We start from the raw sequence: 13,293 nt of genomic DNA, 5'->3' as shown, positions 1-13,293 counted from the left end.
GCTTGCCGGGCCGCTTTCCTGCGCTAGCTTGCTGCTCAACTTCCCGCGACAGGCTTGACGCAACGCGCCTGATCGGCAGACTAAACACCCCGCGCCCACCTCAAGAGGCGACAAAAGCAGGTCAACTGCATCACCTGCCCCACCGTGAAAAGTGGGGATCCGCGATGGCCCGGCCAACGCACCAACAGAGAGGAAAATCATGGAATTTTTGACACGCACCGGAAAACCGCTGCCGCAATCCGTGCTGACATCAGCCGAGAACGCCAAGAAAGACCCCGTCAGCAGACGCGAGTTTCTGGCGATTGCGAGCGCCTTCGGGGCCACGTCCGCCACAGCCTACGGGATGCTTGGCATGGCCGCGCCTGCGCGTGCGGCGGCCCATGCCAACCTCAAGGAAGGCGGCACCGTGCGGATGCAGATGGAGGTGCGTGCCCTGAAAGACCCGCGCACCTTTGACTGGTCGCAGATCGCCAACTTCAGCCGCGGCTGGCTGGAATACCTCGCCATCTGGGAGAATGACGGCACCTTCACCCCCGGCCTGCTGGAAAGTTGGGAGATTAACGACGACGCCACCGAATACACGCTGAACGTCCGCAAGGGCGTGACATGGAACGACGGCACCGCCTTCACCGCGCAGGACGTGGCGCGCAACATCGAAGGCTGGTGCGACAAGTCGCTCGAAGGCAACTCCATGGCGGGCCGTTTCGCCACACTGGTGGATGAGGAAACCGGCAAGGCCATCGAAGGCGCGATCGAGGTGGTGGACGACCACACCGTCAAGCTCACGCTGCCCAAATCCGACATCACGCTGATCCCCGGCATGGCCGACTACCCCGCCGCGATCACGCCCGAAGGGTTCGACCCCGACACAATGCTCGAAAACCCGAAAGGCACCGGCCCCTACCTGCCCGAGTCTCTCGAAGTTGGCGTGAAAAGCGTGCTGGTGAAGAACCCCGATCACACATGGTGGGGCAGTGAGGTCTTCGGCGGGCCCTACATCGACCGTCTGGAGTATATCGACTACGGCACTGATCCTTCCGCATGGATCGCCGCAGCCGAGGCCGAAGAGGTTGACGCTTTCTACTCCATGGAAGGCGAATATATCGACGTGATGAGCACGCTTGACGGCTGGGTCGAGAATGAGATCGCCACGGCGGCGACCATCGTGATCCGCCCCAACCAATTGGCCGAAGTCGACGGTATGAAACCCTATGAGGACAAGCGCGTGCGCAACGCGCTGCAACTCGCGGTCGACAATGCCGTGCTGCTGGAACTGGGCTACGCCGGGCGCGGCCTGGTCGCCGAGAACCACCACGTCGGCCCGATGCATCCCGAATACGCCGAGATCGAGCCGCCCAAGACCGACCCCGAAGCCGCCCGCGCGCTGATGGAAGAGGCGGGCATGGCAGATTACGAGCATGAACTCTTCTCGATCGACGATGCATGGCGCAAAGACACTACCGATGCCGTGGCAGCCCAGCTGCGTGACGCGGGCATCAAGGTCAAACGCACCATCCTGCCCGGCTCGACCTTCTGGAACGACTGGGTGAAATATCCCTTCTCCTCCACCAACTGGAACGCGCGGCCTCTGGGCGTGCAGATCTGGGCGCTGGCCTATCGCTCGGGCGAGGCGTGGAACGAGTTCGGCTATGCCAGCCCTGAGTTCGACGCCCTGCTGTCAGAGGCGCTGGCAACGGCGGATGTCGAAGCGCGCCGCGAGATCATGGCGAAGGGTGAGAAGATGCTGCAAGACGATGGCGTCACGATCCAGCCCTACTGGCGTTCGCTTTACAACCACACCCGCGAGGGGCTGGTGGGTGCCGCGCATCACATCGGGTTCGAATATCACCCGGCCCGGATGGCTTGGGCGGAGGAGTGATCTGCCGCTAAGTAGACACGCGAAAGGGCCGCAGCGATGCGGCCCTTTTTCTTGGCGCGGCGGCGCGGTTAACCGCCGATCAACTCTTTCGCCATCATCATATGCACGCCCTTTTCACGGTTCACCGTCTGGGTGATCCGCAGATCGCCCGCCAGCGAACAGAGCACATAGGCATCCTCGCGGCTGATCCCCGCGCGTGCAGAGACCAATGCGATCATGTCGCGCAGGGCCATCTCCGCGCAGCGGTCGAGGTCGGGGGCCATGCCCATGGTAATCACATGGCTCGGCGTTTCGGCCTGCGGATAGCTAAGCGCGCGGTCCTTCAGCACGGTCAGACGAAAGCGGCCCTGTAGCGCCGTTTCAATCGCCGTGACGCAGACCTCTCCATCGCCCTGCGCGCCATGCCCGTCCCCGCAGGAAAACAGCGCCCCTTCGTTGAAGACCGGCAGGTAAAGCGTGCTGCCCGCCACCAGTTCCTTGTTGTCCAGATTGCCCCCATGTTTGCGCGGCTCAATGGTGGCGATCCGGCCCCATTCGGGCGGCGGCGCCACGGCCATCACGCCAAAGAACGGGGCCAAGGGCAGTTCCAGCCCCCAAGGCAGCCGGGCGACGCCCCGCTCTGCATCCAGCGGGATATTGCTGTGATAGGTCTCGGGGAAATCCTGCGGCAGCGTGCCCGCCAAGGGGCGGATGAAGTTATACCCCCAGTCCTGCCGCAGCGCGACATCAAGGATTTCGACCTTCAGCACATCGCCGGGCATCGCACCTTCGACGGCGACCGGCCCGGTCAGGATATGGCCCGGCATCGGCGGCGGGCCCGCCTTGTGGATGTCGTAGAGTTCGGGTGGGACGTGGAAGCCCTCGGGCGGCAGGCAATTGGGCGCGCCAGAGACGGTGTTGATTATCACCTCTTCGCCGCTTTGGATGGTCAGCGCAGGCGGGCGGCTGGCCTCGAAATAGCCCCAATGGCAGGTCTCGGGCGAAGATTGCAGCGTGGCGGTCATGACTGCACCCCCCGGTTGGCCAAGATGCCTTCGATCAGTTCTTGCACCCGCAGCGCTTCCTCTGGTGTCGCCAGACGGCTGGTCTTGCCCGCCATCAGCAGCGCCATATCATCGAGTTGCGCCTTAAGGCTGGTCGCCCGGGTGTCGGCGGGGACGTCGCTGGTCGGCGCGAAATCCTCCCCGGTCGAGACGGTGTCGATAGAGAATTCCGAGATGCGACGGCTGGCCTTCGCGCCTTTCACCGTCACCTCCTGCCGGTCCGGCTGCGCGCCGCCGACAGAACCGAGGATCGAAACCGGCAAGCCCTCGGCATTGACCAGCCGCGCCGCAACATGGGTCTCGCAGAGCTTGTCGTCAGGGTATTCCGCATGAGCCCATTGCAGGGTCAGTGGCCCCAACACCCGCTCGCTCAAGAACAGGAAATGCGAGATCACCTCGCGCGTCATGCCCCCCTCAGCGGCAAAGCGCAGCCAATCGGCATCCACCTGCCACGCGCGGGGCCATGCCGGATAGGTCACGATGATGTCGATGCCGCAAAGATCGCCAAGCGCGCCCTCTTCGATCGACCGCGTCAGATCGGTCAGCGCCGCCCCCGCCGCTTGGGTAAAGTTGACCGCCGCCGGAACGCCCGCGGCCTGCAACTCGGCCACCAAGGCGCGGCTCTCGGCAATGTCCACGCCAAGCGGTTTTTCGAGGAAGATCGCCTTACCCGCCGCCGCGGCCTCAAGCGCATAGGCTTTGCGCGGCACCGGGGGGCAGGCGAGATAGACGAGATCGACATCGGCCATCGCCTCGGACGCCGTGGCGGAGACAACCGCCTCCGGCGCGGCCTCTTGCGCGGCGGCACAGGCGGCGGGGTCGGGATCCCACATGGTGGTGACCGTGAAGTCAGGGTGCAGCACCATGTTCTCGGCCATGCGCCGCCCCATGATCCCTAATCCGATTACCGCAGTCCTGATCGTCATCTTCGTCTCCCTCAATGTGCTGCGCGATAAGACGCTGCAATCGGGGGAACTTCAACTGCGCGCGGCGCAATTGCCTCAGGCGAGGTCGGCGCGGACCAAAGGTTTGATCACACGAGCCAGTTCTTCGGGCGCGGATTGGCTTTTGAACACATCCGCGATGGTAAAGACGCAGGTGAAAGACCCTTCGAAACACAGCACCCCATTCTGCCGCGCCTTCATGCCGAAGGTGATGGACTTATTACCAAGCCGCGTCGGATAGGTTTCGCACATCAGCTTGTGCCGCGGGGTGACCGGGCTGCGGAAATCCATCGACAGGTTGACGAAAGGCGTGCCGATATTGCGGTCGATCTGAAGCTGAAACCAGCCATCACCGTCAAAATGCGCCTCCCACCACGCGTTGATCGCATCCAGCGCGAAATAGGGCAGCCGCGCGGTATAGGCGATCTGCGCCGGGTCACAATCGCCCCAAGTGACGTTGATCTCGTGAACGAAGTTTTCCGTGGTCATAAGGCTGCTTTCATTCTGCTCAAACCCGCGCGGGGCATGGGCTATCTTCTATCCCTTCCAGCCCCATGCGCAACCAAAGCGCGGCGCACACGCAGCAGCGCTGACGCCGGATGCTCATCTGAAACAAAGGGGGGAGGATGGTGGCGTTACCTGGATTTGAACCAGGGACCTAACGATTATGAGTCGTTCGCTCTAACCAACTGAGCTATAACGCCGTGGCGCGTCGGATAAGGCAGCTTGGCATTGGGGTCAAGGGCGAAATCTGGATGATTTCACTTTTGCCACAGAAAACTGCCGCCCGCCCTCAATGCGCGGGGGCCGACACCACATCGAGCAGGGTGCGCCCGCCGTCGATGGTCATGATTTCGCCCGTCATGAAGCCCGAACTTTCAGCGGCGAGGAATTGCACCGCCTCGCAAAGCTCGTTCGGCCCGGCGATCCGGCCAAGCGGCGTATGCGCGCGGATGTCGTCGCGCCAATCGCGGTTTTCGGCCACGGCGGCGCGGAGGGACGCGCTCATCACCGAACCGAAAGAGATCGCATTCACCCGTATCCGATGCGGCGCCAGCACCAGCGCCAGCGAGCGGGTCATCTGCTGCACCGCCGCCGAGGCGATGGCATAGCCCATCATATCCGGCTGGTGGCGCTGTGCCGCGATGGAGCTAAGGTTGATGATCGACCCCACCTGCCCCTCGGTCTGGCCCTCGGCCTGTTTGATCATCCGCCGCGCCACCTGCTGCGACAATTGCAGCGCCGTCATCAGGTTTTGCTGCAACAGCGTCTCGACCGAGCCGTCTTCCACATCCAGCGGATCGGTCGGCATCACCTGCCGCGAGGCATTCACGAGGATATCGACCTGATCATAGGCGTCGATCGTGGCCGAGACGAGGTTGGCGATGGTCAGCCGCTGACGCAGATCACCGGCAAAGACGCGGATATTGCCGTCGTCCGGCGTGTCGCCCAGCTCTTCCATCAGCTTTTTCTCGTTGGAATCGGCGCACATCACATTGGCGCCCCGGTCGGCCAGATGCCGCGCGATGGCAAGGCCGATCCCGTCCGCCGCGCCGGTGATGATGGCTGTTTTACCAGAGATCGAGAATGACATCGGGATACCCCCTTTTGGCTCAGCGGCGCCGGGTCAGCGGGCGTGTGGCGTGGAACAGTTTGAACCGCGCATCGCCTCCAAGCTCGGCCACCTGAGCAAAGCGTTTCTTCAGTTCCGCCTCATAGGGCAGATGCCGGTTGGCCACCATCCACAGATCGCCCTGCCCCGAAAGGATCCGCGCGGCCGCGGCGACAAAGGCCTGACCGATCTGCGGCTCGGCTGCGCGGCCTGTGTGGAAAGGCGGGTTCATCACCACGGTATCCATCCGGTGCGGGGGCTGCCATTCGGTGGCATCCTCCCAATGGAACACGGCGCGGTCATCGGTCACGTTATGGCGCGCGCATTCCAGCGCCATATGCCCGGCCTCGACCAAATGCACTGTCTTCACCTTGGGCCGCGTCAAAATATGCGCCGAAAGGAACCCCCAGCCCGCCCCCAGATCGGCCACTTCAGCCCCGAGGTTATCGGGCAGCACGTCCACCAAAAGCGCCGAGGCCAGATCGACCCCATCGGCAGAGAACACCCCCGGCGCGGTCCAAAAGCCACCTTCCGTCTGGGCCGGACCAGCCTCCCAATCGGTGAAAAAATCGCTCGCGCCCGCGTCGATCCAGTAAAGCTTGCCATGCGCCTTGGAGATCGGCCCCTGCACCGTCACCCGCGCCCGCATCTCGCGCAGGATGGAATCTGCGCCATCGGTCTTTTGCCCGTCAACCACCACCGGCCCGTCGCTCACAGCGCAGGCTTGGGCCACCAAAGCGCGGGCCTCATGTTTGGCGCGCGGCAGACAGACGATGGCCGCAGCATAGCGCCCCTCGATCGAATGCGCCGCCTCATAGCCCCGCGCCGTCCACGCGTCATAGGCTGGCTTGAAATCGTGAATGATCTTGCAACGCTCGGGCGGAAGACCGGCCAAATCCGCATCCACAGGGGGCTGAAAAACAGCGATCACCCCAGTTTCGGGCAGGTCTAGCCCACCGCCGTTCAGGGCCAGTTCCAGTCGCGGATCAATCACGTGTTATTCTTCTTTTTCCATGGTGCATTGCAGCGGATGCTGGTGACGCCGGGCGAAATCCATCACCTGCGCGACTTTCGTCTCCGCGATCTCGTGGCTAAAGACGCCAACCACGGCCAGCCCCTTCTTGTGAACCGTCAACATGATCTCGAACGCCTGCGCGTGGTTCAGGCCAAAGAAACGTTCCAAGACATGCACCACGAATTCCATCGGGGTGAAATCGTCGTTCAGCAACATCACCTTGTAGAGCGGCGGGCGTTTGGTCTTGGGGCGGGTCTTGGTCAGCAACTCGCTGTCGTCGTCATCCTTGGGGCCGTCGGCCATCATCCACGCGCCCGGCGCGGGCCGGCCTGCGGGCTGGATCGTCCAATCTGCTTTCACGTCGTCACGGTGCATTGCTGCTCCTGCGGCTGGGGGTAGAGCTTGTTCGTCGTGCAGCCGTCTATATAACCCCTGAACCAATTTAGGAAAGAGGCAGCACATATGGGCGGGGCACTCACCACCATCGGTTTCGATGCGGATGACACATTGTGGCATAATGAACGCTACTTTGCACTCTCTCACGACCGTTTTGCAGCCCTTCTGGCCGAACATAGTGAACGCGACCACCTGATGGCCCGGCTGCTGGAGGCCGAACGGCGGAATCTGCCGCATTACGGCTATGGGATCAAAGGCTTCACCCTGTCGATGATCGAGACCGCGATCGAGGTAACCGAGGGCAAAGTCCCCGCCGAGGTGATCAACGATCTGCTCGCCGCCGGGCGTGACATGCTGGACCATCCCATCGAACTGCTGCCCCATGTCGAAGACGTGCTGGAAAACCTACGCGGCGACTACCGGCTCATCGTGGTGACCAAAGGCGACCTGCTGGACCAAGAGCGCAAACTGGCCCAATCGGGCCTGCGCGATAGGTTCGACGCGGTCGAAATCGTCTCTCACAAGACCGAAACCGCCTATCGCCACATTTTTGAGCAGCATGGCCAAGGTGCCGAACGGGGGCTGATGGTTGGCAACTCGATGGCCTCCGACGTGCGCCCGATGATCGCGGCAGGCGGCTGGGGCGTCTATGTGCCTCACGACCTCACATGGGCAATGGAACATGCCGAAGCGCCAACCAATTCCCCCCGTTTTGCCCAGATCAGCGACCTCTCAGGCCTCCCGGAGACAGTGAAAAAGATCGTGTCGGGGTGACTCGGCCCCGCGCCTGAGTCGTTCTGACACATCGCCGAAAATGCCGCACTGCCGGCCAATTTCCGCCCAATTCTTGCCTTATTCGCGCTTATAGTGGGTTGATGTGCGCAAGCCTCTACATATTGGAGGAGAGATCCGCCCCTTTTTCCCCTGTTCACTGGATTCGACGGCTTCCGCGATGCGGCGTCCTATGCTAGCCTTGAACCAATTAATAAATGGTCAGCCAGAAATCGGCGACCTGAGGCAGTAAAAGGCAGGCAAATATGAAGGCTCGGCGCATTCAGCCGGCCCGTTACGGGCTATTTCTATTCGCAGCACTCTGGGTTCTGGTTCTCCTGCCCCTCAGCGCGATCGCTGCCCCCTACGCCGCCTATGTCATCGACGCCCGCACCGGCAAAGAAATCCACGCCGAGAATGCCGATACCCGCCTGCACCCGGCTTCGCTGACCAAGATGATGACCCTCTATATCGCCTTCCAAGCGGTGGAACGGGGGGAAATCTCTCTCGATACCCAAGTGACGATCTCGAAAAACGCGGCCTCCGAGCCGCCCAGCAAATTGGGCATGCGCCCGGGCCAAAAGATCGCCCTACGCTATCTCATCCGCGCCGCCGCCGTGAAATCCGCCAATGATGCCGCCACCGCGATCGGCGAGGCCATTGGCGGTTCTGAGGCCGCCTTCGCCCGCCGGATGAACCGCACCGCCAAACAGCTTGGCATGACGCGCACCACGTTCAAAAACATGCACGGGCTGACCGAGAGCGGCCACCTCTCCACCGCCCGCGACATGACCCGCATGGGCCGCCACCTGCTCTATGATTACCCGCAATACTACAACCTCTTCTCGCGCATCACCGCCGATGCGGGCGTGCGCAAGGTCTCCCATACGAATCGCCGGTTTCTGGGATCCTACAAAGGGGCAGACGGCATCAAGACCGGCTACACCCGCGCCGCTGGCTTCAACCTCACCGCCTCGGCCGAACGGGGCAATGAGCGCATCATCGTGACCGTCTTCGGCGGCAAATCCACCGCCTCGCGCAACGCCAAAGTGGCCGAGCTTATGGACCTCGGCTTCCGCCGCGCGCCCTCCTCCGCGCCGCTGCGCAAACCGGTCCCGCCCGTCTACGCCGATGTGGAAACCGCCCCCGGCGCCGCAGGCAAAACGATCCGCCTCGTCGGCGCCGTCACCACCTCCAAACGCCCGCAACTGCGCCCCCGCAGCGATGTCGTCGTCGTGGCCACCGCCGCCGCGCCCGAGGCAACCAGCGTGGTCTCCAACAGCGATATCACAGCAGCGCTGCGCGAAGCGGTTGAGACGCCACCAACCCCGCCCGCCGCCGCGCCCACCCCAGAGGCCAATGAGGCCGAGGTCGTCATCGCCGCCGCCAAAGCCTCCCCCCGCCCCGAACCGCGCCCCCAGGATGTGAAGCTGGCGGTACAACAGGCGGTAGAGCAAGAGATCGTGACCCGCGTCTCCACCTCCGGCGGGCGCCACTGGGGCGTGAACGTGGGCCGTTTCCCCAGCCGCTACGCCGCCGAGAAGGTCCTGCTGAAAACCGCCCTGGCCGAAATGTCGACCCTCGATGGCACGCTGCGCAAAGTGGTGCGCCGCCCACAAGGCTTTGACGCGAACTTCCTCGGCATGTCCCGCGAAAGCGCCGACCTCGCCTGCCGCCGTCTGGCCGCGCGTAACGTCAGCTGCTTCATGATCGGCCCCAGCGAAGGCTAAACCACCACCGGGCGGCCAAAGCGCCACCAAATCAACTTCATCCTTTAAAAAATACCGCGGGGGAATCGCGCCCCCGGCGCGATGAGGGCAGCGCCCCCTACCCTCTCCGCAAATGCAACGCCCGCTTACCCTGCCGCCTGCAACAGGCTCCGCGTGTATTCCGTCTGCGGATTGTCATAAAGCGCGTCGACGTCCCCATATTCCACCACGTCACCGCGTTTCATCACCATCACCTTGTGCGACATCGCCCGCACCACCTTCAGGTCGTGACTGATGAAGAGATAGGCCAGCCCGTATTTCGCCTGCAAATCTCGCAGAAGATCGACGATCTGCACCTGCACGGTCATGTCCAATGCCGAGGTCGGCTCGTCCAGAACCAGCAGTTTCGGGCGCAGCACCATGGCGCGGGCGATGGCGATGCGCTGGCGTTGTCCGCCGGAGAACTCATGCGGGTAGCGGTCCATCGTCGCGGGGTCGAGCCCGACCTCGGTCATCACCTCGGCGACCAACTCGCGCTTGTCGCGCCCCTTGTCGATCTTGTGGATCGCAAGCCCCTCACTGATGATCTGGAAACAGGTCATCCGCGGGCTGAGCGAGCCGAAGGGGTCCTGAAAGACGATCTGCATGTCGGCGCGCAGCCGGCGCAGCTTCTTGGTCGACCATTTGCGCAGGTCCTCACCGCGGAAGGTCACCTCCCCTTCCGAGCCGATGAGCCGCATGATCGCCAGCGCCGCCGTGGTCTTGCCCGAGCCGCTTTCGCCGACGATGCCCAGGGTCTCGCCCGCGCGGATCGACAGGCTGGTGTCGTTGACGGCCTTCACATGGCCCACGGTCCGGCGCAGCAGGCCTTTCTGGATCGGAAACCAGACCTTGAGATTATCGGTGCGCAGCACTTCGGGCGCATCCTCGGCCACCGGGGCGGGCGCGCCCGTGGGCTCTGCGCCGAGCAGTTTGCGCGTGTAGGGGTGCTGCGGGTTGTCGAAAATCTCCGCCGTCGGCCCTTCCTCGACCACCAGCCCCTTTTGCATGACGAAGACCCGGTCCGCGATGCGCCGCACGATGCCGAGGTCATGCGTGATGAACAAAAGCCCCATCCCCATCTCGTCCTTCAAATCCTTCAACAGGTCGAGGATCTGCGCCTGAATGGTCACGTCGAGCGCCGTCGTCGGCTCATCCGCGATCAGGATGTCGGGCTTGTTGGCCAGCGCCATGGCGATCATCACGCGCTGCCGCTGCCCGCCTGACAACTGGTGCGGATAGGCGCCCATGCGGCTTTCGGCGTCGTTGATGCCGACTTGCTGGAGCAGTTCCAGCACCCGCGCCCGCGCCGCCTGACCTTGCAGCCCCTGATGCAACGCCAGCGATTCCGCCAGTTGCTTCTCGATCGTGTGGAGCGGGTTGAGCGAGGTCATCGGCTCTTGGAAGATGAAGGAGATGTCGTTGCCGCGCACGTCGCGCAACAGCTTGTCGTCGGCGCCGATCATCTGCTGGCCGTTGTAGGTGACCGACCCGCTCACCTCAGCGCTTTCGCCCAGCAGCGACACGGTCGACAGCGCCGAGACCGACTTGCCCGAGCCGCTTTCGCCCACCAGCGCCACCGTCTCGCCGCGGTTGACGGCAAAGCTCACCCCGCGCACCGCCGGGATCAGCTGCCCGTCCTGCCGGAAGGAGACTTGCAGGTCTTTGACGTCCAACAATGCAGTCACGAGAAGGTCTTTCTGGGGTCGAATGCGTCGCGGATGCCCTCGAAGATGAAGACCAGAAGCGACAGCATGATGGCAAAGGTGAAGAAGGCCGAGAAGGCGAGCCACGGCGCCTGCAGGTTCTGCTTGGCCTGCAGCGTCAACTCGCCCAGCGACGGGGCCGAGGACGGCAGGCCGAAGCCGAGGAAGTCGAGCGTCGCCAGCGTGGAGATCGTGCCGGTGATGATGAAGGGCAGCATGGTCAGCGTCGCCACCATGGCGTTTGGCAGCATGTGGCGCAGCATGATCGTGCCGTTGCCCACGCCAAGCGCCCGGGCCGCGCGGACGTATTCAAGGTTGCGCGCACGCAGGAACTCGGCCCGCACCACGCCCACCAGCGCGGTCCACGAAAACAGCACCAAAAGCACAACCAGAAGCCAGAAACTTCGGCCCAGAATGGCGAACATGATGATGATCACGTAGAGCGACGGGGTCGAAGACCAGATCTCGATGATGCGCTGAAAAATGAGGTCGAGCCAGCCGCCGAAGAAACCCTGCACCGCGCCCGCGAGGATGCCGATGAGCGAGGCCGCCCCGGTCACGATCAGGGTGAAGACCACCGACAACCGAAAGCCGTGGATGACGCGGGCCATGACGTCGCGCTTTGTGCCGTCGGTCCCGAGCCAATTCTGACCGTTGGGCGGCAGCGGTGCGGCACCGGGGCGGTCCACGGCGGTGTCGTAGGAATAGGGAATGACGGGCCAGAGCGCCCAGCCTGTCTCGATTGCCTCCCCTTCGACCTCGCCATCCTCGGCGTCGAGGATGTAGCCCTCCGGATCGTCGAAACAGAGGTCCAGCCCGCCGGTGGCGATGAGGCATTGCACCTCAGGATCGCGGTAGGCGGCCTCGGTCTGGAAGTCGCCGCCGAAGGCGGTCTCAGGATAGAAGTTGAAGATCGGCGTGTAATATTCGCCGCGGTAGCTGACGAGGATCGGCTTGTCGTTCGCCACGAATTCGGCCAGCAGCGAAATCCCGAACAGAATCGCGAAGATCCACAGCGACCAATAGGCGCGCCGGTTCGCGGTGAAATTGCGCCAACGGCGCTGGTTCAGCGGAGACAGCGCCATCAGCCTTCCCTCTTCTCGAAGTCGATGCGCGGGTCGACGAGCACATACATCAGATCAGACAGGATGCCGACCACGAGGCCAATGAGGCCGAAGATAAAGAGCGTGCCAAAAACGATCGGATAGTCCCGCGCCACCGCGGCCTCGAAACCGAGGCGCCCCAACCCGTCGAGGCTGAAGATCGTCTCGATGATGATCGACCCGCCAAAGAAGACCGAGATGAAGACCGCCGGGAAACTGGCGATCACGATCAGCATCGCGTTGCGGAAGACATGGCCATAGAGGACCTTGCTCTCCGACAGGCCCTTGGCGCGGGCGGTGATGACATACTGCTTCTTTATCTCGTCGAGAAAGCTGTTCTTCGTGAGCAGCGTCAGCGTGGCAAAGGCCGAGATCGTGGAGGCCAGCACCGGCAGGGTGATGTGCCAGAAGTAATCGGCCACCTTGCCCAAGGGGCTGAGGCTGTCGAAATTATCCGAGGTCAGGCCGCGCAGCGGGAAGATCTGCCAGTAAGAGCCGCCGGCGAAGAGCACCAATAGCAGGATCGCGAAGAGAAACCCGGGGATCGCATAGGCCGCGATGATCGCCCCTGAGGTCCAGGTATCGAACCTACTGCCGTCGCGCACCGCCTTGCGGATGCCCAGCGGGATCGAGACCAGATGCGCGATTAGCGTCGACCAGAGCCCAAGCGTGATCGACACCGGCAGCTTTTCCTTGATCAGATCGATCACGCTGATGGCGCGGAAATAGCTTTCGCCGAAATCGAGCCGCATGTAGTTCCAAAGCATGTGAAAGAACCGCTCCACCGGGGGTTTGTCGAAGCCGAATTCCTTCTCCAACTCCTCGATCAACTCGGGCGGCAAGCCGCGCGCGCCGACATAGGTGCTGTCGGACCCGCGCGCCATGGTGTCGACGCCCGCATCGTTGTTGCCCCCGGCAAAGCCGCCGAAGACGTCACCGCCACCCTGAATACGGGCAATGGCCTGCTCAACCGGGCCACCGGGCACGAATTGCACCAGCAGGAAGTTGACCAGCATGATGCCGAACAATGTCGGGATCACCAGCAAAAGCCGTCTGAGGATATAGGCTCCCATTTG

At 63.1% G+C, this 13,293-nt stretch carries 12 protein-coding genes and 1 tRNA gene; 3 read left to right on the top strand and 10 right to left on the bottom strand.

Annotation, left to right across the window (positions count from 1 at the left end; translation table 11 throughout):
* Positions 1-199: 199 nt before the first annotated feature.
* Complete coding sequence (locus tag ACGYKA_RS10180; protein WP_394412283.1) at positions 200-1,879, top strand: ABC transporter substrate-binding protein; 1,680 nt, start codon at positions 200-202, stop codon at positions 1,877-1,879.
* A 68-nt stretch (positions 1,880-1,947) separates the two neighbouring features.
* On the opposite strand, the gene ACGYKA_RS10175 is transcribed toward ACGYKA_RS10180, so the two are convergent.
* The 7 genes from ACGYKA_RS10175 to clpS all read right to left on the bottom strand — a co-directional run bounded on the left by ACGYKA_RS10175 (position 1,948) and on the right by clpS (position 6,799).
* A complete protein-coding gene (locus ACGYKA_RS10175; RefSeq protein ID WP_394412279.1) occupies positions 1,948-2,883 on the bottom strand; it encodes an acetamidase/formamidase family protein in 936 nt (311 codons plus the stop codon).
* Positions 2,880-3,848: a Gfo/Idh/MocA family protein gene (locus ACGYKA_RS10170; protein WP_276154334.1), complete on the bottom strand. Its 969-nt coding sequence runs from the start codon at positions 3,846-3,848 to the stop codon at positions 2,880-2,882. Before ACGYKA_RS10170 ends, ACGYKA_RS10175 begins: the two co-directional genes overlap by 4 nt.
* Positions 3,849-3,923: 75 nt before the next feature.
* Positions 3,924-4,355, bottom strand: a complete 432-nt coding sequence (locus ACGYKA_RS10165) for a thioesterase family protein (RefSeq protein ID WP_067268618.1) — start codon at positions 4,353-4,355, stop codon at positions 3,924-3,926.
* Positions 4,356-4,493: 138 nt separating this feature from the next.
* Positions 4,494-4,570: transfer RNA gene (locus ACGYKA_RS10160), tRNA-Met, on the bottom strand.
* Between the two features lie 89 nt (positions 4,571-4,659).
* Positions 4,660-5,460, bottom strand: coding sequence for an SDR family NAD(P)-dependent oxidoreductase (locus ACGYKA_RS10155; protein ID WP_067268615.1), 801 nt, complete (start codon positions 5,458-5,460; stop codon positions 4,660-4,662).
* Between the two features lie 19 nt (positions 5,461-5,479).
* Positions 5,480-6,472 carry a class I SAM-dependent methyltransferase gene (locus ACGYKA_RS10150; protein ID WP_271688356.1) on the bottom strand — a complete coding sequence of 331 codons (993 nt, stop codon included), beginning with the start codon at positions 6,470-6,472 and terminating at the stop codon, positions 5,480-5,482.
* Between the two features lie 3 nt (positions 6,473-6,475).
* Positions 6,476-6,799, bottom strand: a complete 324-nt coding sequence (gene clpS, locus ACGYKA_RS10145) for an ATP-dependent Clp protease adapter ClpS (RefSeq protein WP_067268646.1) — start codon at positions 6,797-6,799, stop codon at positions 6,476-6,478.
* Between the two features lie 156 nt (positions 6,800-6,955).
* Between clpS and ACGYKA_RS10140 the strand changes: the two genes are divergently transcribed.
* Positions 6,956-7,663 (top strand): HAD family hydrolase, encoded by a 708-nt coding sequence (locus ACGYKA_RS10140; protein WP_276155000.1) that lies wholly within the window; start codon positions 6,956-6,958, stop codon positions 7,661-7,663.
* Positions 7,664-7,926: 263 nt separating this feature from the next.
* On the top strand, positions 7,927-9,390 hold the full coding sequence (locus ACGYKA_RS10135; RefSeq protein ID WP_271688357.1) for a D-alanyl-D-alanine carboxypeptidase family protein: 1,464 nt from the start codon (positions 7,927-7,929) through the stop codon (positions 9,388-9,390).
* 125 nt (positions 9,391-9,515) lie between these two features.
* Here the strand turns inward: ACGYKA_RS10135 and ACGYKA_RS10130 are convergent, their stop codons facing one another.
* The 3 genes from ACGYKA_RS10130 to ACGYKA_RS10120 are packed head-to-tail and all read right to left on the bottom strand — an operon-like array spanning position 9,516 to position 13,290.
* Positions 9,516-11,096 (bottom strand): ABC transporter ATP-binding protein, encoded by a 1,581-nt coding sequence (locus ACGYKA_RS10130; protein WP_394412275.1) that lies wholly within the window; start codon positions 11,094-11,096, stop codon positions 9,516-9,518.
* Positions 11,093-12,199 carry an ABC transporter permease gene (locus tag ACGYKA_RS10125; protein WP_271688359.1) on the bottom strand — a complete coding sequence of 369 codons (1,107 nt, stop codon included), beginning with the start codon at positions 12,197-12,199 and terminating at the stop codon, positions 11,093-11,095. The genes ACGYKA_RS10130 and ACGYKA_RS10125 overlap by 4 nt, the downstream gene beginning before the upstream one ends.
* The gene (locus tag ACGYKA_RS10120; RefSeq protein WP_394412273.1) at positions 12,199-13,290 is read right to left on the bottom strand and encodes a microcin C ABC transporter permease YejB; all 1,092 of its coding nucleotides are present in this window, start codon (positions 13,288-13,290) and stop codon (positions 12,199-12,201) included. The genes ACGYKA_RS10125 and ACGYKA_RS10120 overlap by 1 nt, the downstream gene beginning before the upstream one ends.
* Positions 13,291-13,293: the final 3 nt, after the last annotated feature.

Origin of the sequence: Sulfitobacter sp. 1A15106 (assembly GCF_043556995.1) — a bacterium.
Classification (GTDB): domain Bacteria; phylum Pseudomonadota; class Alphaproteobacteria; order Rhodobacterales; family Rhodobacteraceae; genus Sulfitobacter; species Sulfitobacter faviae.
Note: the sequence above shows the minus strand (reverse complement) of the source record. Positions and strands in the feature narration are given on the sequence as shown.